The sequence below is a fragment of the Saccharothrix obliqua genome (genome assembly GCF_019375475.1).
Taxonomy (GTDB): Bacteria; Actinomycetota; Actinomycetes; order Mycobacteriales; family Pseudonocardiaceae; genus Actinosynnema; species Actinosynnema obliqua.
Genome location: NZ_JAHXGQ010000002.1, coordinates 1 through 24,991 on the forward strand (window position 1 = coordinate 1; position 24,991 = coordinate 24,991).

General features: G+C 74.3%; 12 protein-coding genes. 2 read left to right on the forward strand and 10 right to left on the reverse strand.

Features of this window, described 5'->3' with window-relative positions; translation table 11 throughout:
• Nucleotides 1–11,856 (reverse strand): type I polyketide synthase (locus KZQ38_RS06105; protein WP_257900940.1); only part of this gene is annotated, 11,856 nt, incomplete at its 3' end.
• 176 nt (nucleotides 11,857–12,032) lie between these two features.
• On the opposite strand from KZQ38_RS06105, the gene KZQ38_RS06115 reads away from it, so the two are divergent.
• Both KZQ38_RS06115 and KZQ38_RS06120 read left to right on the forward strand, forming a co-directional pair.
• Nucleotides 12,033–12,407, forward strand: coding sequence for a YybH family protein (locus KZQ38_RS06115; protein WP_219439460.1), 375 nt, complete (start codon nucleotides 12,033–12,035; stop codon nucleotides 12,405–12,407).
• Between the two features lies 1 nt (nucleotide 12,408).
• Nucleotides 12,409–13,866, forward strand: a complete 1,458-nt coding sequence (locus KZQ38_RS06120; RefSeq protein ID WP_219439462.1) for an aspartate aminotransferase family protein — start codon at nucleotides 12,409–12,411, stop codon at nucleotides 13,864–13,866.
• Nucleotides 13,867–14,019: 153 nt separating this feature from the next.
• Here KZQ38_RS06120 and KZQ38_RS06125 read toward each other — a convergent pair whose 3' ends face one another.
• The 9 genes from KZQ38_RS06125 to KZQ38_RS06165 all read right to left on the reverse strand — a co-directional run bounded on the left by KZQ38_RS06125 (nucleotide 14,020) and on the right by KZQ38_RS06165 (nucleotide 24,965).
• Nucleotides 14,020–15,588, reverse strand: coding sequence for an acyl-CoA carboxylase subunit beta (locus tag KZQ38_RS06125; RefSeq protein WP_257900941.1), 1,569 nt, complete (start codon nucleotides 15,586–15,588; stop codon nucleotides 14,020–14,022).
• Nucleotides 15,585–16,109 carry a flavin reductase family protein gene (locus KZQ38_RS06130; RefSeq protein ID WP_219439464.1) on the reverse strand — a complete coding sequence of 175 codons (525 nt, stop codon included), beginning with the start codon at nucleotides 16,107–16,109 and terminating at the stop codon, nucleotides 15,585–15,587. The genes KZQ38_RS06125 and KZQ38_RS06130 overlap by 4 nt, the downstream gene beginning before the upstream one ends.
• Before the next feature lie 61 nt (nucleotides 16,110–16,170).
• Nucleotides 16,171–16,587 carry a YybH family protein gene (locus tag KZQ38_RS06135; RefSeq protein WP_219439466.1) on the reverse strand — a complete coding sequence of 139 codons (417 nt, stop codon included), beginning with the start codon at nucleotides 16,585–16,587 and terminating at the stop codon, nucleotides 16,171–16,173.
• 417 nt (nucleotides 16,588–17,004) lie between these two features.
• Nucleotides 17,005–17,754 carry an SDR family oxidoreductase gene (locus KZQ38_RS06140; protein WP_219439468.1) on the reverse strand — a complete coding sequence of 250 codons (750 nt, stop codon included), beginning with the start codon at nucleotides 17,752–17,754 and terminating at the stop codon, nucleotides 17,005–17,007.
• A 107-nt stretch (nucleotides 17,755–17,861) separates the two neighbouring features.
• A complete protein-coding gene (locus KZQ38_RS06145) occupies nucleotides 17,862–19,277 on the reverse strand; it encodes a flavin monoamine oxidase family protein (protein WP_257900942.1) in 1,416 nt (471 codons plus the stop codon).
• A 152-nt stretch (nucleotides 19,278–19,429) separates the two neighbouring features.
• Nucleotides 19,430–20,602: an acyl-CoA dehydrogenase family protein gene (locus KZQ38_RS06150; RefSeq protein WP_219439470.1), complete on the reverse strand. Its 1,173-nt coding sequence runs from the start codon at nucleotides 20,600–20,602 to the stop codon at nucleotides 19,430–19,432.
• Entirely contained in the window at nucleotides 20,599–22,146 is a 1,548-nt protein-coding gene (locus KZQ38_RS06155; protein ID WP_219439472.1) for a GMC family oxidoreductase, read from the reverse strand. The genes KZQ38_RS06150 and KZQ38_RS06155 overlap by 4 nt, the downstream gene beginning before the upstream one ends.
• Entirely contained in the window at nucleotides 22,146–23,378 is a 1,233-nt protein-coding gene (locus KZQ38_RS06160) for a cytochrome P450 family protein (protein ID WP_308258268.1), read from the reverse strand. Before KZQ38_RS06160 ends, KZQ38_RS06155 begins: the two co-directional genes overlap by 1 nt.
• Before the next feature lie 27 nt (nucleotides 23,379–23,405).
• Nucleotides 23,406–24,965: an aspartate aminotransferase family protein gene (locus tag KZQ38_RS06165; RefSeq protein WP_219439474.1), complete on the reverse strand. Its 1,560-nt coding sequence runs from the start codon at nucleotides 24,963–24,965 to the stop codon at nucleotides 23,406–23,408.
• Nucleotides 24,966–24,991 lie beyond the last annotated feature (26 nt).

The following is a 24,991-nucleotide window of genomic DNA, read 5'->3' on the forward strand; positions in this document are numbered from 1 at the left end:
ATCACCCACCAACTCGTGCAACCACCACGCCCCGTCCACCTTCGGCCGCAACACCCGCGACACCTGATCAGGGGTGAGACCGGTGAGCGTGCCGTCGTCCACGACGCCCGCCGTGTGCACGACCGCGGTGGGCCGGTACGTGGCCACGACTTCCGCCAACGCGTCCCGGTCGGCGACGTCGCACGCGACCAGGTGGGCGGTGGCGCCGAGGGCGGCCAGCTCGTCCCGCAGCTCCGCCGCGCCCGGCGCGTCCGGGCCGCGCCTGCCGAGCAGCACCAGCTCGCGGACGCCGTGCCGGGTCGCGAGGTGCCGGGCCAGCACCGCGCCCAGCGCGCCGGTCGCACCGGTGACGAGCACCGGGCCGCTGCCCCACCGCACGGCCACGTCGGCGGACGGGGTGCGGGCCAGGCGCGGCACCAGGACCTCGCCGCCACGCACGGCCACCTCCGGCTCGCCGAGCCGCAGCGCGGCGTCCAGCAGGTCCTCGCCGTTCTCGTCGACCGCGGCGAGCACGAACCGGCCGGGCTGCTCCGCCTGCGCGGTCCGCACCAGACCGCGCACGGCGGCGTGCGCCACGCCGTCCCGGATGACGATCGCCACCCGGCCTTCGGCTCCGCGCAACACCTCGAGCACGTGGTGCACGGCCTGTCGCGGGTCGAGGTCGGGCACCCGGTGCACGGCCGGCCCGTGTGCCGGGCCAGGCCCCGTCCCGACCGGCACCGCGCGCCAGGTCAGGGCGTGCAGGCCGGAGCGCGGCCCGCCCCGGCCCAGCGGTCGCAGCGCCAGTTCCGCCACGGTCAGCACCGGGTTGCCGGCGGCGTCCGCGACGACCACCGACACCGCCGAGCCGTGCCGGGTGAGCCTGGCGCGGGCCGCCGGCGCGGTGGAGTGCACGGTGACGCCGCTCCACGCGAACGGCAGCACCGGTTCCGCGGCGTCGTCCGCGACACCGGGCAGCAGCACGTGCAGCGCCGCGTCCAGGACCGCCGGGTGCACCAGGAAACCACCGCCCGCCAGCGGTTCCAGCTCGGCGAAGAGGTCGTCTCCCGCGCGGTGCAACGCCGTGAGCCGCCGGAAGGCCGGGCCGTAGTGGTAGCCGTGGTCGGCCAGCCGGTCGTACGCGCCGGTCAGGTCGACCTCCTCGGCGTGCGCGGGCCGCTCCAGCGGCGTGGCGGCGGGGTGTTCGGCGGTCAGCACCCCGGACGCGTGCAGCTCCCACGGCGCGGAGTCGTCGGGCCGCGCGTGCACCGCCACCGGGCGGCGGCCGTCCTCCTCCGGGCCCACGGTGACCTGGAGCAGCGCCGTGCCCAGCACCAGCGGCGCGGCGAGCGTCAGCTCCGCCAGGTGCGGGTGGCCGGTCCGCGCGCCCGCCGCCAGCGCGAGTTCGGCGAACGCCGTGCCGGGCAGCAGCACCTCGTCACGCACCCGGTGGTCGGCGAGCCAGTCGCCGCCGGACACGCGTCCGGTGAGCACGACCGTGTCGCCGCCCGCCAGCTCCACCACCGCGCCGAGCAGGGGGTGCCGCGCGTCGCCCAGGCCGAGCGCGCCGGCGGACCGGGCGGCACGCGGGGCGTCCAGCCAGAACCGGCGGCCCTGGAAGCGGTAGGTCGGCAGCTCCACCGGTCGGGCGTCGCCGAAGTCCCACGTGACGGCCACGCCCCTGGTGTGCAGGACGCCCAGCGCGGTGAGCGCCGTCTCCAGCTCGGGTCGGCCGGAGCGCAGCACCGCGACGGCCGAGCCGGGTTCGGCGGTGAGGCACTGGCGGGCCAGGGCGGTCAGCACGCCGTCCGGGCCCAGTTCCACGAACTCGGTGGCGCCCAGCCGTTCCAGGGTGCGCACGCCGTCCAGGAACCGCACCGCCTCGCGGATGTGCCGGACCCAGTAGTCCGGCGACCGCAGCTGCTCCGCGGTGGCGGGTTCACCGGTCACGTCGGAGATCACCGTGATGGCGGGTTCCCGGAACGCCACACCCGCCAGGTCGGCGCGGAACCGGTCGAGCACCTCGTCCATGTGCGGCGAGTGGAACGCGTGGCTCACCGGCAGCCGCCGGGTGCGCCGACCACGCGCGGACCACTCGGCGATCGCCCGCGCCACCGCCGGTTCGTCACCGGAGACGACGGTGGAGCGCGGCGCGTTGACGGCCGCGACGGCGAGCACGCCGCGCAGGCTCTCCCGCACCTCCTCCTCGGTCGCCTCGATGGCGGCCATCGCGCCGTCGTCACGCGCCGACTGCATGGCCCGACCGCGGGCGGCGACCAGCGTGCAGGCGTCGGCCAGGTCGAACACGCCCGCGACGTGCGCGGCGGCCACCTCGCCCACGGAGTGCCCGAGCAGGAGGTCCGGCCGCACGCCGTGGTGTTCCACGAACCGGTACAGCGCCACCTCGACGGCGAACAACGCGGCCTGCGTGAAGGCGGTCTGGTCCAGCAGCGCCGAGTCCGCGGTGTCCGCCTCGGCGAACAGGACCGCCTTGAGCGGGCGGTCCAGCACCGGGTCCAGGTGCTCGCACACCTCGTCCAGCGCGGCCCGGAACACCGGCGACCGCCGGTAGAGGTCGCGGCCCGTGCCGACGCGCTGGCTGCCCTGGCCGGTGAACAGGAACGCGGTGCGGCCCCGACCGGAGCCGTCGCCGATCACCGGGTCCAGCAGCCCGTCCCGGCCCAGCACCACCGCGCGGCGCTCCAGGCGGGCGCGGCGGGCCAGCGTCCAGCCCACGTCGGCCGGGTCCGGGTCGTGCTCGCCCAGGTGGGCGTGCAGGGCGGCGGCCTGGGCACGCAGGGCGTCGTCGTCACGCGCGGAGAGCACCCACGGCACGACGTCCGGTGTCACGCGGTCGGCCTGCTCCGGTTCGGGGCCCTGCTCCAGGATCACGTGCGCGTTGGTGCCGCTGATGCCGAACGACGAGACCGCGGCACGACGGGGCCGGTCGGCGGTCCACTCGCGGGGTTCGGTGAGCAGTTCCACCGCGCCCGACGACCAGTCCACGTGGCTGGTGGGTTCCTCGGCGTGCAGGGTGCGCGGCATCACGCCGTGCCGCATCGCCTGCACCACCTTGATGATCCCGCCCACACCCGCCGCCGCCTGCGCGTGCCCGATGTTCGACTTGAGCGAGCCCAGCCACAGCGGTCGCACGCGGTCCTGCCCGTAGGTGGCGAGCAGGGCCTGCGCCTCGATCGGGTCGCCGAGCCGGGTCCCCGTGCCGTGCGCCTCCACCAGGTCGACGTCCGCCGTGGTGAGACGGGCCGAGGCCAGCGCGGCGCGGATCACCCGTTCCTGCGACGGGCCGTTCGGCGCGGTGAGCCCGTTGGACGCGCCATCGGAGTTCACCGCCGAACCACGCAGCACCGCCAGCACCCGGTGGCCGCGCTCGCGCGCGTCGGACAGCCGTTCCACCAGCAGCAGGCCCACGCCCTCGGACCAACCCGTGCCGTCCGCGCCGTCGGCGAACGACTTGCAGCGCCCGTCGGCGGACAGGCCGCGCTGCCGCGAGAACTCCACGAACGTGCCGGGACCCGCCATGACCGTGACCCCGCCCGCCAGCGCCAGGTCGCACTCGCCCTGCCGCAACGCGTTCGCGGCCAGGTGCAACGCCACCAACGACGACGAGCACGCCGTGTCGACGGTGATCGCCGGGCCCTCCAGCCCGTAGGTGTAGGCCAGGCGACCGGAGACGACGCTGGAGGTGTTGCCCGCCAGCAGGAAGCCCTCCACCTCGTCCGGCGTGGCGGGCAGCCGCGAGGCGTAGTCGTCGTACATCACGCCGGTGAACACACCGGTCCGGCTGCCACGCAGCGCGGCGGGGTCGATGCCCGCGTCCTCGAACGTCTCCCACGCGGTTTCCAGCAGCAGCCGCTGCTGCGGGTCGGTGGCCAGCGCCTCGCGTGGCGACATGCCGAAGAAGTCCGCGTCGAACAGGTCCGCGTCGTGTAGGAACCCACCGGACTTCGCGTACGTCGTGCCCAGCCGCTCCGGGTCCGGGTCGTACAGGGCGTCGACGTCCCAGCCGCGGTTGGTCGGGAAACCGGTGATGGCGTCCCGACCTTCGGCCACCAGCCGCCACAGGTCCTCCGGCGACCGCACACCGCCCGGGTACCGGCACGCCATGCCGACGATCGCGATCGGCTCGTCGGCACGCGTGGTGGCCCGCACCTCCGCCTTCCGGGCGCCCGCCGCCAGGAACGCGGCCAGCGCGACCGGCGTCGGGTGGTCGAACACCAGCGTGGTGGGCAGCTTCCGGCCGGTCGCGGCGATCAGCCGGTTGCGCAGGTCCACGCCCGCCAGCGAGTCGAAGCCCTGGTCGCGGAACGCCTTCTCCGGGTCGACGGCGGTGGCGTCGACGTGCCCGAGCGCCGCCGCGGCCAGCGACCGCACCAGGTCCAGCGCGGTGTCGCCGGTGAGCCCGGCGACGGGTTTGGCGGTCCGCCGCCGCACCAGGCCGCGCAACGGGGCGGGCACCACGTCACCGTCCACCTTGGACGGTTCCAGCGCGGCGGGCACGAGCAACGCCGCGTCACCCGCCAGCGCCCGGTCGAGCAGGGCCAGCCCGCGTGCCGGGTCCAGCGGCGCCACCCCGGCCCGCGCCCAGCGGGCCAGGTCGGTGGCCCCGAGCCCGTCGCCCATGCCCGCGCCCCACAGGCCCCACGCCAGCGAGGTCGCCGGGAGGCCACGCGCGTGGCGGTGGGCGGCCAACGCGTCCAGGTAGGCGTTGGCGGCGGCGTAGTTGGCCTGGCCCGCCGTGCCGAGGATGCCGGAGATCGAGGAGAACAACACGAACGCCCGCACGTCGCCGACCAGCTCGTGCAGGTGGCGTGCCGCGAGCGCCTTGGGCGCGAGCACCCGGTCCACCTGCTCGCCGGTCAACGCCGTCGTGGTGGCGTCGTCCAGCACGCCCGCGGCGTGGATCACGGCGGACAGCCGCTCGCCCGCGAGGAGTTCCGCCAGGGCCGCGCGGTCGGCCACGTCGACGGCGACGACCCGCGCGCCGAGTTCGTCGGCCAGCTCGCGGGCGCCCGGCGCGTCCAGGCCGCGCCTGCCGACCAGCAGCAGGTCCCGCACGCCGTGGTGCTCGTGCAGGTGCCGCGCGACCAGCGCGCCGAGGCCGCCCGTGCCGCCGGTGATCAGCACCGTGCCGTCGAGCCGGGTGGGCTCCCCGAGGTCCACGCGGACCAGCCGGGGCACGACGAAACCGCCGTCCCGCACCGCGACCTGCGGTTCGCCGGTCGCGACCGCGGCGGGCACGGCCGACTCGTCGGCGGCGTCCACCACGACCACGCGGTCCGGGTGCTCCGACTGCACGGTCCGCACCAGGCCCCACACGGCGGCGTTCGCCAGGTCGTCCACCGGCTCACCGGGCCGGGCCGCGACCGCGTGGCGGGTGTGGAACACCAGCCGGTCACCGTCGTCGTGCTCCTCGGCCAGCCAGTCCTTGATCAGCCCGAGCGCGCGGCGCACGGCCACGCCCGGGTCGTCGGTGTCGGCGGGCGGCACCACGACCAGGTCGCCGAGCGGCTCGCCGCCGGGCACACCGGTCCACTCGACGGTGAACGTGGAACTGCCCGCGACGCCGTCCTTGGCGACCGACCGCAGCGTGATGCCGTCGATCCGGCCCAGCGGCGCACCCGCGCCGTCCGCCACGTCCACCGCGAACGTGTCCGCGCCGGCCGGTGTGACGCGGACGCGCAACGCCGTGACGCCGGGCGCGGCCAGTTCCACGCCGCTCCACGCGAACGGCAGCCGGATGTGACCGGGTGCGGCGGGGACCATCACCAGCGGGTGCAGCACCGCGTCCAGCAACGCCGGGTGCACCACGAACTCCTCGGCGGGCGCGGGCACCGACACCTCGGCGTAGGTGGTGTCGCCGTCCCGCCACAGGCGGCGCAGGCCCCGGAACGGCTCGCCGTAGTCGTAGCCCAGCGCGGCGAGCCGGTCGTAGGCGTCGTCCAGCGGCTCCTCCGGCACGTCCGGCGGCCACGGGAACGCTTCGGCGGGTGTGGCTGCCGCGGCGAGCGTGCCGGACGCGTGCCGCTGCCACGCGTCCCGCCGCGAGTGCACGGTGAACCGGCCGTCCCGCACGGCGACCTGCACCTGCACGACGCCGTCCGCGGGCACCACCAGCGGCGCCTCCAGCGCCAGGTCCTCCACGCGCGGCAGGCCGACCCGCTCCCCCGCCGCGAGCGCCAGCTCCAGGAACGCCGTGCCGGGCACCAGGACCGCGCCGTTGACGACGTGCCCGGCCAGCCACGGCTGCGCGGTCAGCGACACCTCGCCGGACAGCACGACCTCGTCCCGGTCGGCCAGCTCCACCGCCGTGGTCACCAGGCCGGCGGTGCCGGTGGCCCGCGACGTGAGCCAGTACCGGTCCCGGCGGAACGGGTAGGTGGGCACGTCGGCCCGCTCCGCGCCCGGCACGAACGACGCCACGTCCAGCGGCGCGCCGTGGGCGTGCGCGTGGGCCATGCCCCGCACCGCCGTGGTCGCCTCCGGCTTGCCCGCCCGGCCGAGGGCGACCGCCACGGCGCCGGCGGCCTGCGCGAGCGGCGCGAGGACGGCGTCCGGGCCGATCTCCACGAACACCTTCGCGCCCGCCTGCTCCAAGCCGCGCACGGCGTCCAGGAACCGCACGGTGGCGCGGATCTGGCGCACCCAGTGCTCGGCGTCGGCTTCGAGGACTTCGCCGGTCACCGTGGAGATGACGGGGACGCGGGCGGCGTGGTGGGTGACGGTCGCCGCGACCGCGCGGAACTCGTCGAGCACGTCGTCCATGTGCGGCGAGTGGAACGCATGGCTCACCCGGAGCCGACGCGTGCGGTCGAACCGGGCGGCGAACGCCGTGACGGCGTCCTCGTCACCCGCCAGCACCACCGAGTCGGGGCTGTTCACGGCCGCCAGCGCGACACCCGCCGGCAGGTCGCCGAGGTCCTCCTCGGCCGCCTGGACGGCGATCATCACGCCACCGGACCGCGCCCGGTGCATCAGCCGGCCGCGGGCGGCGACCAGCTTCGCCGCGTCGTCCAGGGTGAGCACGCCCGCCACGTGCGCGGCGACCAGCTCGCCGACGGAGTGTCCCGCCAGCAGGTCCGGCACCAGGCCGTGGTGCTCGGCGAGCCGGTGCAGGGCGGTCTCGTACGCGAACAACGCGGGCTGCGTGTAGCGGGTCTCGTGCAACCGGGTGTCGTCGCCGAACACCAGGTCCTCCAGCGGCACGTCCAGGTGGGGCGCGAACGCGGCCACCGCGGCGTCGAACGCCTCGGCGAACACGGGGTACGCCGCGTGCAGCTCGCGCCCCATGCCGGCGTGCTGCGCGCCCTGGCCGGTGAACAGGAACGCCGTGCGACCGCCGGGTGCGGCGCGACCGGTCAGCGGCGCGGCCAGGAAGTCGTCGGGTTCGACGCCGACGACCACGGCCCGGTGGTCGAACCGGGTGCGCTCGGCGAGCGCGCGGGCGACCTCCGCGACGTCGGCGCGACCACGCACGCCCTCCCAGTGGGCGATCGCGGAGCCGGGGTCGTGGCCGCTGAACACCCACGGGACCGGCGTGGTCACCGGGGTCTCCGCCGGCTCGTGCGCGTCGCCCTGCTCCAGCACCAGGTGCGCGTTGGTGCCGCTGATGCCGAACGACGAGATGCCCGCCCGGCGCGGGCGGCCGTGCTCGGGCCACGCGCGGGCCTCGGTGAGGAGTTCCACCCGGCCCGCGGACCAGTCGACCCGCGGGGTGGGCTCGGCGACGTGCAGCGTGCGCGGCAGCACGCCGTGCCGCATCGCCTCCACCAGCTTGATCACACCGCCCACGCCCGCCGCCGCCTGCGCGTGGCCGATGTTCGACTTGAGCGAGCCCAGCCACAGCGGCCGGTCGCGGTCCCGGCCGTAGGCGGCGATGATCGCCTCGGCCTCGATCGGGTCGCCCAGCGACGTGCCGGTGCCGTGCGCCTCGACCGCGTCCACGTCCGCGGGCGCCAGGCCGGCGTCCGCGAGCGCCTGCCGGATGACCCGCTGCTGGGACCCGCCGTTCGGCGCGGTGAGCCCGTTGGACGCGCCGTCGGAGTTGATCGCGCTGCCCCGGATCGTCGCGAGCACGCGGTGGCCGTTGCGCCGCGCGTCGGAGAGCCGTTCCAGGACCAGGAGGCCGACGCCCTCCGCCCACACCGTGCCGTCCGCGTCGGCGGAGAACGACTTGCAGCGCGCGTCGGCAGCCAGGCCGTGCTGGCGGGAGAACTCCAGGAACATGCCCGGCGTGGCCATCACCGCGACACCGCCCGCGATGGCCGTGCTCGACTCGCCGCTGCGCAGCGACCGCACCGCCAGGTGCAGCGCGACCAGCGACGAGGAGCACGCCGTGTCGACGGTGAGCGCCGGACCGACCAGCCCGAGCTGGTAGGCGATGCGGCCGGACATGACGCTCGGCGTCGCACCCGTCAGCACGTGGCCCTCGGCCTGCTCGGACGCCTCGTGCATCCGCGGCCCGTAGTCACCCGCCGTGCCGCCGACGAACACGCCGGTCCGGCTGCCGCGCAACGACTCCGGGTCGATGCCCGCCCGTTCCACCGCCTCCCAGGCGGTGTGCAGCAGGAGGCGTTGCTGGGGGTCCATGGCGAGCGCTTCGCGGGGCGAGACGCCGAAGAAGGCCGGGTCGAACTCGGCCGCGCCGGCCAGGAAACCCCCCTCACGCACGTAGCTCGCGCCCGAGCGGTCCGGGTCGGGGTGGTACAGGTCGGCGGGCCAGCCCCGGTCCGCGGGGAACGGCCCGACGGCGTCCCGCTCGTCGACCACGAGCCGCCACAGGTCGTCCGGCGACGCCACGCCGCCCGGGAACCGGCACGCCATGCCCACGATCGCGATCGGCTCGTCCCCACCGGTGTCCACCACGGGCTCCTCGGTGGTGTCGGCGGCCTTGAGGAAGTCGACGACCGCGTTCGGCGTGGGGTGCTCGAACAGCAGGCCGGTCGGCAGCACGCGCCCGGTGGCGGTGGCCAGGTTCTCCCGCAGCTCGACGCCCATCAGGGAGTCGAAGCCGAGGTCGCGGAACGGGCGACGCGGGTCCACCGCACCCGGTTCCGCGCCCAGCACGGCGGCCACGTGGGCGGTGACCAGCTCCGCGACGTCCCGGGCGGGCTGACCGGCCGCCGCGGCCGGCCGCTCGTCCAGCCAGTGCCGTTCGCGCTGGAACGCGTAGGTGGGCAGCTTCACGCGACGTCCCCGGAACGCCGTCCAGTCCACCGCGACGCCACGCGCGTGCACGGCGGCGAACGCGGTGACGGCGGTGGTCGGCTCGTCGTGGTCCTTGCGCATCAACGGGAACGCGCGGACACCGGCGTCGGCGGCGAGCGCGGAGAGCACCCCGTCCGGTCCGGCCTCGACCAGCGTGGTGACGTCGAGGCGACGCAGCGCGTCGTGGAAGCGCACGGGTTCGCGGACCTGCCGGACCCAGTATTCGGGGTCGGTCAGGTCGGCGTCGGGCGTGACCGAGGAGACCACGGGTACGCGTGGCGCGTGGAACTCCAGCCCGCGCACGACGGCGCGGAACTCGTCCAGCATCGGGTCCATCAGGGGCGAGTGGAAGGCATGGCTCACCGCGAGCCGCTTCGTCCGGTACCCGTTGGCGCGCAACGCTCCGGCGTACTCGACCACGGCTTCTTCCAACCCGGACAACACGACGGCACGCGGCCCGTTGACGGCGGCGAGCGCGACACCGGCGGGGAGTTCGAGTTCGGCCTCCGCCGCCTCGACCGCGACCATCGCGCCACCGGCGGGCAACGCCCGCATCAGCCTGCCGCGCGCGGCGACCAGGGTGCACGCGTCGGGCAGCGACAGGACGCCCGCGACGTGCGCGGCGGCGATCTCGCCGATCGAGTGGCCGACCAGCACCGAGGGCGTGAGGCCCCACGACTCGGCGAGCCGGTGCGCGGCCACCTCGACGGCGAACAGGGCGGGCTGGGTCCACCCGGTGTCGTCCAGCCCCCGGCCGGTGGCGACGACGTCCCGGAGTCGGGGGTCGAACCGGGCGATCACCTCGTCGAACGCCCGCGCGTAGGCGGGGAACGCCTGGTGGAGGGCGAGACCCATGCCGGGGCGCTGCGCGCCTTGGCCGGTGAAGAGCACTCCCAGCGAGCCGTCGGCGACCGTGCCGCGGACGACGTCGGCGGCCGGCTCACCGGCGGCGAGCGCGGCCAGACCCGCGTCGAGGGAGGCCCGGTCGTGCGCGACGACGACGGCCCGGTGCTCGAAGGCGGTGCGCGTGGTGGCCGAGGACCAGGCCAGGTCCCGCAGTGCGCCGGGCACACCGCGCAACCGCTCCGCCTGCCCCCGCAAAGCCTCCGCACTGCGGCCCGACAGCGGAACCGGCACCACCTCGGCACCACGCACCGGCTCGGGACCCCGCACCGCCGCCGCACCACGCACCGGCCCCACTTCGGGGCTCGGCACCGCTCCGCCGCTCGACACCGCCCTGTGGTTCAGCACCCCTCCGCCGCTCGGCACCGCCCCGGCGTCCCGCACGACCCCGGCACCGCTCTCACCCGAGTCCGCCGACGCCTTCTCCGCCGGCTCGCCGTGGGCGCTCGCGGCCCGACCGGCGGGCACCGCGCCCGCGACCACCGACGGCTCGGCCACGACCAGGTGGCAGTTGGTCCCACCCATGCCGAACGAGCTGACCCCCGCCACCAGCGGCCGGTCGTCGTGCGGCCACCCCGACAGTCCCGTGTGGACGGACAGGTTGTGCTCGTCCAGCCGCACCGCCGGGTTGGGCGTGGCGAAGTTCAGGCTCGCCGGGAGTTCCCGGTGCCGGATCGCGAGCAACGCCTTCAGCAACCCCGTGACACCCGCCGCGCCCTCCAGGTGCCCGACGTTCGTCTTCACCGAACCCACCGCCAACGGCTCGGCACGCCCGCCGAACACGGCGCCCAGGCCCGCCGCCTCGACCGGGTCGCCGACCGGCGTGCCGGTGCCGTGCAGCTCCACGTACTGCACCGCCTCCGGCCCGATCCCGGCCCGCCGCTGCGCCGCGCGCACCACGGCGGCCTGGGATTCCGGACCGGGGACGGTGAGGCCGGGTGTCGCGCCGTCGTTGTTGACCGCGCTGCCCAGCAGCACCCCGTACACGTCGTCGCCGTCCGCCAACGCCACGCGCAACGGCTTCAGCACCAACACCACCGCGCCCTCGCCACGCACGTAGCCGTTGGCCCGCGCGTCGAACGTGTAGCACCGGCCGTCCGGCGACAACCCGCCGAACTTGTCCGCGCCCAACGCCCCTTCGGCGAGGATGTTCAGGTTCACGCCCGCCGCGAGAGCCAACGGCGACTCGCCGGAGCGCACGCTCTCCGCCGCGAGGTGCACGGCGACCAACGACGAGGACTGCGCGGTGTCCACGACGACGCTCGGCCCGCGCAGGTCCAACGCGTACGACACCCGGTTGGCGATGATCCCCCGGTGCGTGCCGGTGTTGGTGTGCTGGGTGATCTTCCCCCGCCCCAGCACCAGACCCGCGTAGTCGTCGCGCAACGCGCCCACGAACACCGACGTCGCCGTGCCGGCGAGCGCGCCCGGCACGATGCCCGCGTCCTCCAGCGCCGCCCACGCGAGTTCCAGCACCAGGCGTTGCTGCGGGTCGGTCGCCGCGGCCTCGCGGGGCGAGATGCCGAAGAAGCCGGCGTCGAAATCGCCCACGGCGTCCAGGAACGCGCCGAACCGCGTGCCGCGCACCGCGCGCGTGGCCGGTGCCAACGCCTCCCAGCGATCGCCCGGCAGCTCCGTCACGGCGTCGCGGCCCTCGCGCAGCAGGCGCCAGAACGCCGCCGGGTCCGCCGCGCCCGGCAGCTCGCACGAGACGCCGACCACCGCGACCGCGTCGTCCAGGTTCCTCATCGACCAGCCCTCCGCAGGTGGGTGCCTTCGGATCCGTTCCTACCCAGTGATTCCGCGGGACCAGTCACGAACCGGTCGTCGCGCGTTCCACCGACAGCCGGATTACCGGTCCGTGACCGCGCTCTGGTTAGCGTCGGCCGCGTTACCCGCTCGACCCGGAGAAGAGGATCGCGGCCATGACGACGAACTTCGCGCTGCCCGAGGAAGCGACCGAGATGACCGCCCTGTACGTCCGCGCGATGAACTCGGGCGACGTCGAGGCGGTGCTGTCGCTCTACACCGAGGACGCGGTGTCCGTGTGGGACCCGGAGAAGCCGATCAGCGGCGAGGAGCACGAGCGCGCGGTGCGCGAGTTCATGGCGCAGAAGCCCGTGATGCGTGCCGAGGTCAAGGAGTCCTACGTGACCGGCGACACGACGCTGCTGGTGGTCGACTGGTCGTTCGACGTCCCCGGTTCGGAAACGCTCACCGGCACCGGCCTGGACGTGTTGCGGCGCGGCGAGGACGGCAAGTGGCGGTACGCGATCGACAACCCGTTCGGCGACAACTGACATGGCGCTCGAACTGGCCGAGGCCCACCTGCGGGGCCTGCTGTCCCAGCTCGGGCTGGACGCCGAGTACGTGCGCGGCTCGGGTGACGTGCTGTGGTGGCGCACCGCGTCCGGCGAGGAAGTCGAGGTGGTCGACTTCGTCGGCGGCTACGGTTCGCTGGTGCTCGGCCACCACCACCCCGGGATCGTGGCGCGGGCGCGGGAGCTGCTGGACCACGAGGTGCCGGTGCACGCGCAGTTCTCCTACCACCCGTACGCCAACGACCTGGCCGCCGCGCTGAACCGCGTGCTGTGGCGGGAGTTCGACGTCACCGAACCCTATTCGGCGATCTTCGCCAACACCGGCGCGGAAGCCGTCGAGGTGGCGTTGAAGCACGCCGAGATGGACCGCGGTGCCCGCGTGGCGGCGTTGCGCGAGGAGATCGAGGCGCACCTGGCGTCCGCGCCGGCCGACGTGGCGGCACGCGTGCGCGAGCACAACGAGGGCCGCTTCGACACGCCCCCGGTGTTCCTCACCCTGGAGGGCTCGTTCCACGGCAAGCTCGCGGGCAGCGTGCAGCTCACCCACAACGCGGGCTACCGCGTGCCGTTCCGGGCGCTGGCCGCGCAGGCGCGGTTCGTGGCGGGCGGCGAGGTCGCGAAGGCCGTCGAGGCGGAGCGGGTGACCGTGCTGGACGTCGAGGCGGGTCGGGTCGTCGAGCGCGACCTGCCCGTGGTGGCGGCGTTCTTCGTGGAACCGGTGCAGGGCGAGGGCGGCATCCGCGTGCTGGACGAGGCCGTGGCGCGGGACATCCGGGCGGCGGCCGACGCACACGGCTTCCCGGTCGTGGTGGACGAGGTGCAGAGCGGTTTCGGGCGGACGGGCGCGTTCTACGCGGCGTCGCACATCGGGCTGCTGGGTGACTACGTCGTGCTGGCCAAGGCGCTGGGCGGCGGTCTGGCGAAGGCGTCGGTGCTGCTGGTCCGGCAGTCCCGGTACCTGCCGGACTTCGAGCTGCTGCACAGCTCCACGTTCGCGAAGGACGCGTTCTCCTGCCACATCGGCACTCGCGTCGTGGAGCTGCTGGAGGCGGACGGGGGCGCGGCGTACCAGCGGGCCGCCGAGCGCGGCGCGGCCCTGGAGGCGGCGTTGAGGTCTCTCCGGGAGGAGTTCCCGGAGGTCGTCGCGGACGTCCGCGGGCGCGGCCTGATGCTGGGCCTGGAGTTCGCCGACCAGACCGAAGGCACGGGGCAGTTGGCCGAGTTCGCCCGCCAGGGCCTGCTCGGCTACGTGCTGTCCGGCTACCTGCTCAACGCCCACCGCGTGCGCGTGTTCCCGACCGCCAGCGCGTCGCACACGCTGCGGTTCGAACCGTCCATCGGCATCTCGGACGACCAGATCGCCCAGCTCGTCACCGGCCTGCGTGCCGTGTGCACGGCGCTGCGCGACAAGGACGATTCCCCCTTCCTGCCAGGCTGACCCCCGCTGACAGGACACGAGCCCCGCCGACCACCCCCCGTCGGCGGGGCTCTCGTGGTTCGAATCCCTTGCCCCGGAATCAGCGGAGAACCGCGTCGCCCGGGATTCGGGACGACGCGGTTCTCCTGGTCCGGCGGTTGTTCTCGTCACCTGTCACAGGGGCACGTTGCCGTGCTTCCGGGCCGGTGGGCGGCGGCGTTTGTCGCGGAGCATCGCGAGGCCCCTGGCGATTGCCGAGCGGGTTTCCGCCGGGTCGATCACGTCGTCCACCAGGCCGCGCTCGGCGGCGTAGTACGGGTGCATCAGCTCGTCGGCGTACTGCGCGACCAGCACGGCCCGCAGCTCGGCCGGGTCGGGCGCGGCGGCGAGCTGCTTGCGGTGCACGACGTTCACGGCGGCTTCCGCGCCCATCACCGCGATTTCGTTCGTCGGCCACGCAAGCGACAGGTCGCAGCCGATGGACCGGGAGTCCATCACGATGTACGCCCCGCCGTACGCCTTGCGCAGGATCACCTGCACGCGCGGCACGGACGCCTCGCAGTACGCGTACAGCAGCTTGGCCCCGTGGCGGATCGCACCGCCGTGCTCCTGCTCCGTGCCGGGCAGGAAGCCGGGCACGTCGACCAGCGTCACCAGCGGGATGCCGAACGCGTCGCAGAACCGGACGAACCGGGCCGCCTTCTGGGACGCGGACGTGTCCAGCACGCCCGCCAGCACCAGCGGCTGGTTGCCGACGACGCCCACCACCTCGCCCGCGATCCGGGCCAGCGCGCACACCACGTTGCCCGCCCAGCCCTCGTGCACCTCCAGGAACTCGCCGTCGTCCACCAGCTCGCCGATCACGGCCCGCATGTCGTACGGCTGGTTCGGCTCCACCGGCACGAGGTCGGCCAACGCGGGCCGCAGGTCGTCGCCCGGACCGCGATCCGCCGCCGCCGGCGGCGGCTCCAGGTTGTTGCCGGGCAACAGGGACAGCAGGTAGCGCACGTCGGCGAAGCAGCTCTCCTCGTCGTCGTGCACGAACGACGCCACGCCCGACCGGCCACCGTGCACGTCGGCGCCGCCCAGTTGGTCGTGGGTGACGCGTTCGCCGGACACGGCCCGCACCACGTCCGGCCCCGTCAGGTACATCTGCGCGGTGTCGCGGACCATGAACGTGAAGTCGGCCAACGCCGGCGAGTAGGCCGCGCCACCCGCGCACGGGCCGAGCACCACCGCTATCTGCGGGATGACGCCGGACGCCTCGACCTGGCGGCGGAAGATGCCGCCGTAGCCGTCGAGCGCCAGGACGCCCTCCTGGATGCGCGCGCCGCCGCTGTCGTTGAGGGCGACGACCGGCGATCCGGTGTCCAGCGCGAGGTCCAGCACCTTGTGGATCTTGGCGGCGTGTGCCGCGCCGAGCGAGCCGCCCGCGATGGTGAAGTCCTGGGCGTAGACGAACACGCGCCTGCCCTCGACGGTTCCCGAGCCCGCGACGACACCGTCCGTGGCCGCGCCCGTGGAACCCTTGCGGTGCAGGTCGATCTCGACGAACGACCCCTCGTCCAGCAGCAGGTCCAGGCGTTCCCGCGCGGTGCGCTTGCCCAGCCGGTGCTGCCGCTCCACGGCCGCTTGGTCGCCCAGCGCGACCCGGCTGGTCAGCTCGTCGCGGCGGTCGCGCAACGCGCGCATGGTGCGCCGCGGCGGCGCCGCGGGCCGCACGCCCATCTCGGAGATGCTCATCGTCGCCCTTCGCTCGTGTCGACCTGCCCGTACGCGCCGTCGAAGAACAGCAACCCCGCCGCGTCCGCGCCACGCCCGGAACCCAGCACCCGGCCGATGAACACGGAGTGGTCGCCCGCCTCGTGCGCGGCCGTGAGCGCGCATTCCAGCCACGCCAGCGCACCGCTCAGCACGGGTGCGCCGGTGCGTGGTCCGGGCGTCCAGTCGACGGCGTCGAACTGGGCGCGCCCGACCGGTCTGGAGCGGCTCGCGAAGTGCCGGGCGTGCTCCTCCTGGTCGGCGCGCAGCACGGAGGTGGCGAAGTGCCCGGCGTCGGTGATCGCCCGGTGCATGGTGGCGGTGCGGGACACGCAGCACAGCACCAGCGGCGGGTCCAGGGAGACGGAGCTGAAGGCGTTCGCGGTCATGCCGTGCATGTGCTCGCCGCCGACGGTCAGCACGACCACCCCGGTGGCGAAGCGGGCGAGGGTGGAGCGCATCTCGGTCGGGGTCACCCCGGTCAGCTCGGGGGCCAGGTCCATCGCACACGTCCTTCCCGCGGCGGGCGCGGACCGCGCGTCCACGCGGCCCGCGCGGGCCGGCTCAGCCCTGGATGTCCTCGACGGAGTCGGCGACCGGGCGGTCGACGGCCATGACCCAGCGGCCGTCCTCGCCACGCACCAGCACGTCGGTGCACTTGCCGAGGATGCGCTGCTCGCGGCCGTCCTCCAGCGTCACCTGGAGGTCGTACTCGACGATGATCAGCGAGGTGTCGCCGGTGGTGTAGTAGGACTTGACCCTCGACTTGAGCCGCGGGCGGGTCGCGAGCAACGCCGTGATGGCCTCGGTGCGCGACCGGCCGGACAACGGCTTGCCGGTCAGGTTGGAGATCGAGTCGTCCCGGTACAGGCTGTCGAAGATGGCGCCCTGCCCCGAGTTGAACGCCGCCAGGAACACGTCGTTCTGCACTTCCGGGTCGTCCGTGAGTTCCAGGTTCTGCAAGTCGATCTGCGCGGTCATGGAGCGGGTCCTCGCTTTCCTGCGATTCGGCAGTGCCCGCGTTTCACGCTATAGGCCGGTGATCGCGCTCTTCTCATCGTGGAATAACCGGGCGCTCATCGCCGACTCAGCCCGGTTTTTCCGCTGCCGCAAGGCATCGCGGGCAGCACGCCCCGGCCACGAGGCGCACCGGCACACCTCTGAGCGCACCGGGACCGACCCGACCCGCACCCGCCACAGCCTCCGACAACCAGCCCACGGGCACGCCCGCCACACCCGCCAAGCACACCGACCCCGCCCGCACAGCCGACCCGCACCCGCCGCAGCCTCCGACAACCAGCCGCGAGCACATCGCCCCACACCGCCGCGCCCGACCACCCCCGAACACGCCGCGGCCCGGACCACCGATCGGTGGTCCGGGCCGCGGTGCGGTTCCGGTTACCCGGAGACGACGACCAGGCCGCCGTCCACGACCAGCTCCTGCCCGGTGGTGAAGGTGGCGTCGAAGCCGAGGTACAGCACGGCCGCCGCGACCTCCTCCGGCGTGCCGTGCCGCTTCATCGGCGTGATCTGGTCGCCCACCTCGGAGAACTCCTGGCGCTCCTGCGCCGAGGCGTCCACACCCATGCTCGGGGTGTCGATGAAGCCGGGGCTGACCGCGTTCACCCGGATGTTGCGGCCGACCAGCTCGGCGGCGAACACCTGCGCGAACGACCGCACGGCGGACTTCGCGCCCGCGTACACGCTCATGCCGGCCGAGCCGCCGACGTTCGCGATGGACGTCGTGAACACGATCGCGCCACCGTCGCGCACCAGCGGCGCGAGCACCTGGGTGGTGAAGAACGCGCCCTTGGTGTTGACCGCGAACGTCCGGTCGTAGGTCTCCTCGGTGACCACGTCGAACGGCTCCAGCTTGGCGTAGCCCGCGTTGACGTGGACCAGGTCCACCTCGCCCAGCTTGTCCTTGACCTGCTCGCCCAGCGCACGCACGTCGGCGAGGTCGGCCACGTCGCACGCGACGACGTGGGCCCGCTCGCCCAGCTCCTGCCGGGCGGCCTCCAGGTTCTTCCCGTCCCGTCCGGTGAGCAGGACCTCGGCCCCGCCAGCCAGCAGCGCCTTCGCCACGGCGAGGCCCATGCCGTGCGTACCCCCGGAGATGACTGCCTTCTTACCGGCAAACCGGCTCACGAGACTCCCTCTCTTCGTCCTTGCCACACCCTCGGTCCGCACCGGAGTCGGACCGTCGCCGACGGTAGTGCCGACGCCTCTCCATCGGCTCTCGACGCGCTCTCACCTCAGCGGAGGAGCTGCCACGCCTGCTCGGCGGCCCGCAGGCCGGATTCGATGGCGCCGTCCACGAAGGCGCCGTTCCAGCCGGTCGCGATGTCGCCGGTGGCGAACGCCAGCCTGCCGTGCGGCTGCTGGATGGCGGGCAGCTGGGCGATGAGCTGGTCGGGTCCGCGCATACCCCAGGCGCCCTGCGCGTACGGGTCGCGCCCCCAGGCGCCGACCACGTGGTCCACCAGCCTGACGTCCGGCGCGATGCCCCGCAACGCGGCCTCCACCTGCGCGCGGTCGCCGATGTCGAGCGCCGGGTCCTCGCTGAACCCGACCGACAGCACGTCCCCGTTCGCGAGCCGGCGCTGCGGCAGCACCAGCGAGACCGGGTCGCCGGGCTTGCCGGTGGCGTACACGCGCCCGCTGTCGCCGCTGGTGCGGAACCAGAACTTGACCACGTTGGGCACGCCGAGGCCGAACCGCGCGGCGGCGGTGTGCACGGCGGGCAGGCCCGCGGTGAAGCGGATCGAGCGCCAGACGTTGGCCGGCACGGCCACCACGACCGCCCTGGCGGTGAACCGGCGGCCGTCCTTGGCGGTGACCTCGACCAGGCGGCCGTTGTCGGTGATGGTCGCGACGGGCGTACGAAGCCGCAGGTCCGGCGCGGCGTCCCCGAGGATGCGGTTCAGCAGCGCGATCATGCCGCCCTCGGGCCGCAACGCGGTCTGGGCGTCCCACCCGGCCTGCGTGTGGCCGCCCAGCGCCCACCACTGGGCCATGCTGGTCAGGCCGCGGGTGCCGCCGTCACCACCGGAGTAGGAGTCGGTGACGCCCTCCAGCCACAGCCGGTCCTGGGTGGACAGCCCGAGCTGGTCAACGCGGTCGCGCAGCGACAGCCGGTCGACGCGGGCGATCAGGTCGCGGGCGTGCAGCGGCTCGAACGGGCGCGGGAAGTAGTCCCGCGTGCCCTCGAACAGCCTGTTCATGAGCACGCCCATGTGCTCGTTGGCGGCCATGAACTCGAACCGCCGGGGTCCGCTGGTGGTCGGGTAGTAGGACACGTCCGGGAACGCGTCGGGGTCGCCGATCAGCGGGATGCCGTAGCGGCGCAGCTCGGCCATCACCAGCGGCTGCGTGTCGGCGAACCACTGGCCGCCCAGTTCCACCAGCTCGCCCGCGAACGTGGTGGTCCACGTGCGACCCCCGATCCGGTCACGGGCCTCCAGCACCACGGAGCGCACCCCCTTGGCACGCAGCGCGCGGGCCGCGGTGAGCCCCGCGAACCCGGCGCCGACGACGACCACGTCGACCGGGTTGGGCCGGGCGGCGGCCGAGCCGGCGACGGCGGTGGTCGCGATACCGGCAGCGCCGAGCGCCTTGAGCAGGGTGCGTCGTCCGATCGCACCGGGTCGGGGCATGTCCTGTCTGTTCATCTCATCTCGTTCGTCCAGTCCGCGGCGGGCGGAATTTCGGTTGGGGCTGGGCAGAACGCGGTAGGGGGAGTGCGCGTTCGGGCGAGCGCGCCCCGGTCGGGGCGCGCTCGTGTGTGTCCTTCGTCGTCGCGCGGGGGTGCGCGGTGGGGGGATCAGAGGAAGGGCGTCTCCGGGTCGAGCCCGAGCAGCACGCGGCCCTGCACCTCCAGGTTGGTGCTCGCGAGCAGCAGCGCGTGCTGCGAGAAGCCCTCGATGTCGCGGAAGAACCGCTGCATCGGCACGGACTTCTGGAGCACGGACGCGCCGGACGCGCCGTACAGGATCTCCACGGCCTCCTTGGCGAGCTGGATCGCGAACGCGGTCTCACCCCGGAGCACGGCCCGCTCCTCCGGCGTCAGCTCGCCGCCCTCGTCGGCGCGGCCCTGGAGCAGCCGCCACCAGCCCTCGGCGAGGCCCTCCGCCGCGGCGATCTTGTTGGCGGCGGTGGCGACCTGGACCTGGGTCAGCGGGTGCTGCCGCTGGTCGGTCCAGGACGTGTAGGTGATGGGGCGGCCCGGGATGCGCTTGAGGAACAGGTCCAGCGCGCCCCGCGCGATGCCGACGCACGCCATGGCGCACTCGGTGAACACCACCGGGAACAGGCCGTAGCGGCGGCTCGGGTCCAGGTGCGCGCGGCCCGGCGTGGTGTCGGTCAACGCGTGCTCGAACGTGACCACGCGGTGCGCGGGCACGAACACGTCGTCCAAAGTGGACGAAGCGCTGCCGGTTCCCGCGGCGGCGAAGGTGTCCCAGTCGTCCGCGATGGTGAACTCGCTCATCGGGACGAGGGCCATGACCTCCTCCTCGGTGCCGTCGGCGTGGTGCAGGACGGACGCCGCCATGTTCCAGTCCGCGCCCCGGCAGCCGGAGTTGAACCGCCACGTGCCGCTGAGCCGGTAGCCGCCGTCGACGGGGGTCAGCACACCGGACGGCGTGAAGCCGCCGGAGATGCGCGCCGACGGGCCGGCGCCGAACACCTCGTCCTGCGCCTGGTCGGGGAACAACGTCACCAGCCACGTGTTGGACACCCACACCATCGTGACCCAGCCCGTCGAGCCGCAGCCCGACGCGACCTCGGCGACCAGCTTCGCGGCCTCGCCCAGCGGCAGGTCCAGACCGCCGTACCGCTTCGGCGCGGCGGCACGCAGCACACCGGACTTCTCCAGCAGCCGCACGTTCTCGTCGACGATCCACCGCTGGTCCTCGGACGCCCGCCCGTTCTCCCGCAGGGTCGGCACGATGTCGCGCGCGGCCTCCAGCACGGCGGTGAACTCGCTCGTGGTCATTGCTCCTCCTGGATCAGTTCTGCTCCGCGCTCGCCGATGGCCACGGCGTGCGCGTGCGTGTGACCGCGGGGGACGTGGGGGATCACCGAGGCGTCGACCACCCGCAGTCCTTCGACGCCCCGGACTTTCAACCGCGGGTCGACCGCGGCGTCCGGCCCGCGGCCCACCCGGCAGGTGCCGACGGGGTGGAACACGGTCTCCGCGTGGGACCGGACGAACCCGCCCAGCCCCTCGTCGTCCGCCGGCCACGGTTCGAGCGGGCCGGACACCGCCGACCGCAGCGCCGGCGCGGCCACGACCTCCTCCGCGAACCGCACACCGCGCACCAGCGCGGCGACGTCCGCCGGGTCGGCCAGGTAGCCGGGGTCGAGCCGCGGCGGCGTCGCCGGGTCGGCGTCCACCAGGTCGACCCGGCCCCGGCTGCGTGGTTGCAGCAGCACCACGCCGAGCGTGCGGCCCGGCAGCGGCGCGCCGTCCGCGCCGAACAACGCGGGCACCCAGATCAGCTCCAGGTCCGGCGGCCCGGCGCCGCCGTCGGCGCGGAAGAACGCCACCGCCTCCGCGAGGTTCGAGCTGAACGGCCCGGTGCGGTCCCGCTCGTACGCGTGCCGCGCGGCGGGACCGAGGTCGGTGAACCGGGTGGCGGGTTCGGCGGCACGCAGCGGCAGGTCCACCACGAGGTGGTCGTGCAGCCCCGCGCCGACCGCGGGCAGCGCGACGCGTGGTTCGACGCCCGCGGCGGCCAGCCGGTCCGGGTCGCCGATCCCGGACAGCATCAGCAGGTGCGGCGACCCGACCGCGCCCGCGCACAGCACGACCTCGCGGCGCGCGGTGAGCACGCCGTCGGCGAGCCGCACACCCGTGGCGCGGTTGCCGGACAGGACGACCCGGTGCACCCGCGTGCCGGTGATCACGGTCAGGTTCGGCCGGTCCAGCGCCGGGCGCAGGTAGCCGTCCGCCGCGCTCCACCGCCGCCCGTCGAGCTGGGTGAGCGGCGTCAGGGTCGCGCCCGCGTCCGGCGAGCCGCCCAGGCCGCCCGCCACCGGCTTGAGCCCGACCTCCGCGCACGCCTCGACGAACGCGTGGGAACTCGGGTCCGGGTCGCGTGGCGGCGAGATCCACAGCGGGCCCGCGTCGCCGTGCGTCCACCCGTCCGCCGGGTCGCCCGCCCAGCGCTCGACCCGCCGGAAGTACGGGCCGAACCGCTCGGACGTCCACAGCGGACCCGCGTCCCAGGTGTCGACGTCGCCGACCGGGCCGGGCACCCACATCTGGAAGTTGATCGTGGAGGAGCCGCCCAGCGCCCGGCCGCGCGGCCACGTCACCGACCGGCCCGCGAGCCCGTCCTGCGGCGTGGTCGCCAGGTCCCAGTCCAGTTCGCCGCCGAACAGCTCGGCGGTGGCGAGCGGTACCGCGACGTCCGGGTGGTCGTCCGCGCCGCCCGCCTCGACCAGGGCGACGCGCACCGACGGGTCCTCCGACAGGCGGGCGGCGACCACGCAGCCCGCCGAGCCGGCGCCGACCACGACGTAGTCGAATTCCATCAGCCCAACCTCACCGGCAGGCGCGCGTGGCCGTTGGAGATGAACGAGCCCAGCGGGCGCAGCTCCTCCGGCGGCACGGCCGCGGTCATGCGCGGGAACCGCGTGAACAACGCGGGCAGGCCGATCGCGGCCTCCAGCCGGGCCAGCGGAGCACCGAGGCAGTGGTGCGCGCCGTGCCCGAAGGCCACGTGCTCGCGCCGCGTCACGCGGTCCGGGTCGAACCGGTCGGCGTCCGCGCCGTGCACCGCCGGGTCCCGCCCGGCCGCGCCGAACGCGATGACGATCGGCTCGCCACGCGCGATGACCACGTCGCCGAGGTCGATGTCCTCCACCGCGTACCGCATGGGCAGGTTGGCGAACGGCGCCTCCAGCCGCAGCGACTCCTCGACCACGTCCTCCCACGGCAGCTCGCCGGAGACGACCCGCGCGCGGTGCCCGGGGTGGGCGAGCAGCAGCGTGATCGTCTGGTCGAGCAGGTTCACCGTGGTCTCGTGGCCCGCGGTGAACATCAGCAGCACGGTGTCGACCAGCTCGATCTCGGACAACGCGTCGCCGTCGTCCGCGCGGGCCTGGATGAGGCCGGTGGTGACGTCGTCGCCGGGCCGCGTGCGCTTGATCGCGACCAGCTCGTGCAGCAGCCGGTACAGCTCCTCGCCGTTGCGCCGCGCCTGTTCCGCCGACACGGCGGTGTCCATGATCGCGTGCACGCCGTGCAGCAGGTCGTCGCGGATCTCGCCGGGTATGCCCAGCAGCTCCGAGATGACCTCCACCGGCAGCGGGTAGGCGAACTCGGCCCGCAGGTCCACCACCGCGCCGGCCGGGTGCTCGGCGAGCCGGTCCAGCAGCTGCTCGGTGACGGCCACGACGCGGGGTCGCATGGCGGCCGTGCGGCGGGCCGTGAACGCCTTGGCCACCAGCTTGCGCAGCCGGGTGTGCTCCGCGCCGTAGGCGGTGATCATGTTCCGGTCGGCGACCCACACGGCCAGCGGCCACGTGCGCGCCAGCTCGCTGTCGCCGCCTCCCCACGCGGGCCAGTGCCGGTAGGTGTCGCGCGACACCCGCGGGTCGGTGAGCAACTGCTTCACCAGCCCCTGGTCGGTCACCCACCAGGCGAGCACGCCGTCCGGCAGCGCCACCTTCGCGGCCCGACCCAGCGCACGCAGGCGCGCGCCCTCGCCGTGGATGTCACGGCCCTCGATGTCGATGACGGGTGGACTGATCTGGTGCGTCACAGCGGAACTCCTCAGCCGGGTGCGCCGTCAGCGGGCGAGCTTCGCCGAGTCCTGGTCGCGCACGACCTGCGCCACGTCGCGCAGCGCCGCCGCGAACGCGTCGATCTGCTCGTCGGTGATGAAGATCGACGGCTCGAACCGCAGCGTGTTCGGGTTGGACGCGGTGGAGAAGATGCGGATGCGCTTCTCGTGCAACAGGTATCCGGCCAGCGCGAAGGCGAACACGTGGTGCTCGGACCACTCGCGGAACAGCTCGTCGGCCGAACCGCTCTGGTCGTGGAACTGCACGCCGAGCATCAGGCCCTGGCCACGCACCTCCAGCAGCACGTCCGGGAACTCCGCGACCACGGCCTCGATGGCGGACCTGGCCCGCGCGCCGCGCTCGGCCGCGCGGCGGTAGGCGGCGCCGTCGTCGGCCTCCAGCATCTCCAGCACCTTCAGCGCGACCCGGCTGGAGAAGCCGTCCTTGCCGAACGTGGAGGTGTGCAGCAGCTCGAACTCCTTGCGGTACCGGCTTTCCCGGACCAGCACGACACCGGTCTTCACGATGCCGCCGCCCAGGCTCTTGGCCAGCACGACGTAGTCGGGGCGCAGTCCGGAGTGCACCGAGGCGAGGAAGCTGCCCGACCGGCCCATGCCGCTCTGGATCTCGTCGGCGACCAGCGGCACGCCCACCGCGTCGCACACCTCGCGCAGCTTGCGCGCGGTGTCGGCGGTCAGCGGCTTGATGCCCGCCTCGCCCATGATCGGCTCGGCGAAGAACGCCGCGAACACCGGGAAGTCGCGCTCCACCAGCTCCACCGCGCCGGCCCGCACCTCGACGTCGAGCAGCGCGACCCGCTCCTCCTCCACGATCTTCGCCGCGAGGTCGACCCGGTCGGCGGGCACGAACCGCGCCTGCGCGGCCAGCGCCTTGAACGGCGTGCGGAAGTCGGCGTTGTAGGTGAGCTGGATGCTGCTGACGAGCTTGCCGTGGAAACCGCCCTCCAGGGCGAGGAACAGCGGCTGCCGCGCGGCGGTCACCGCGTTGCGGCGGCGCACCTCCTCGGCGAGCGCGTCGAACGTGTCGACGCCCAGCGCCGCCAGCGCGGCGGCGGACGGCGCGGCGCCGCCCGCGACCGCCTCGGCCGCCGTCGCGAGGTTCGCCTCGATGCCGTCGAGGAGTTCCGCGACCTTCATGCCGCGGTCCATCTCGGCGTGCTTGATCGCGATCTCCACGGCCTCCGCGCCGGAGTTGCCGAACAACCCGTAGAACTTCTCCTCGGTGCCCAGCTCCCGCCGCAGGATCCGGTTGAGGGCGGCGGCGACGTCGATGCCGAACGAGTAGCCGGAGAACTGCGCGTGCACCGGCACCTGCTCGTCCAGCAGCTGCTTGGCGTGCGCGACGATCTCCGGGTTGTGGTGCCCGAGGATCAGCGAGCCGAACCCGCTGGCGAGGTCGAGCACGCCGATCTCGCCGCCCGCGCCGTCGTCGTGGTAGAGCGTGTCGCCCTCGGCGCGGACGTACTTCACGGCCAGCCCGAACCCGTCCAGCAGCTCGATCAGGTGGGAGTCCGCGAATTCGGGCGCACCAGGAGAAAGACTCATGAGGTCCTCGACTTCCGTACGGCGGG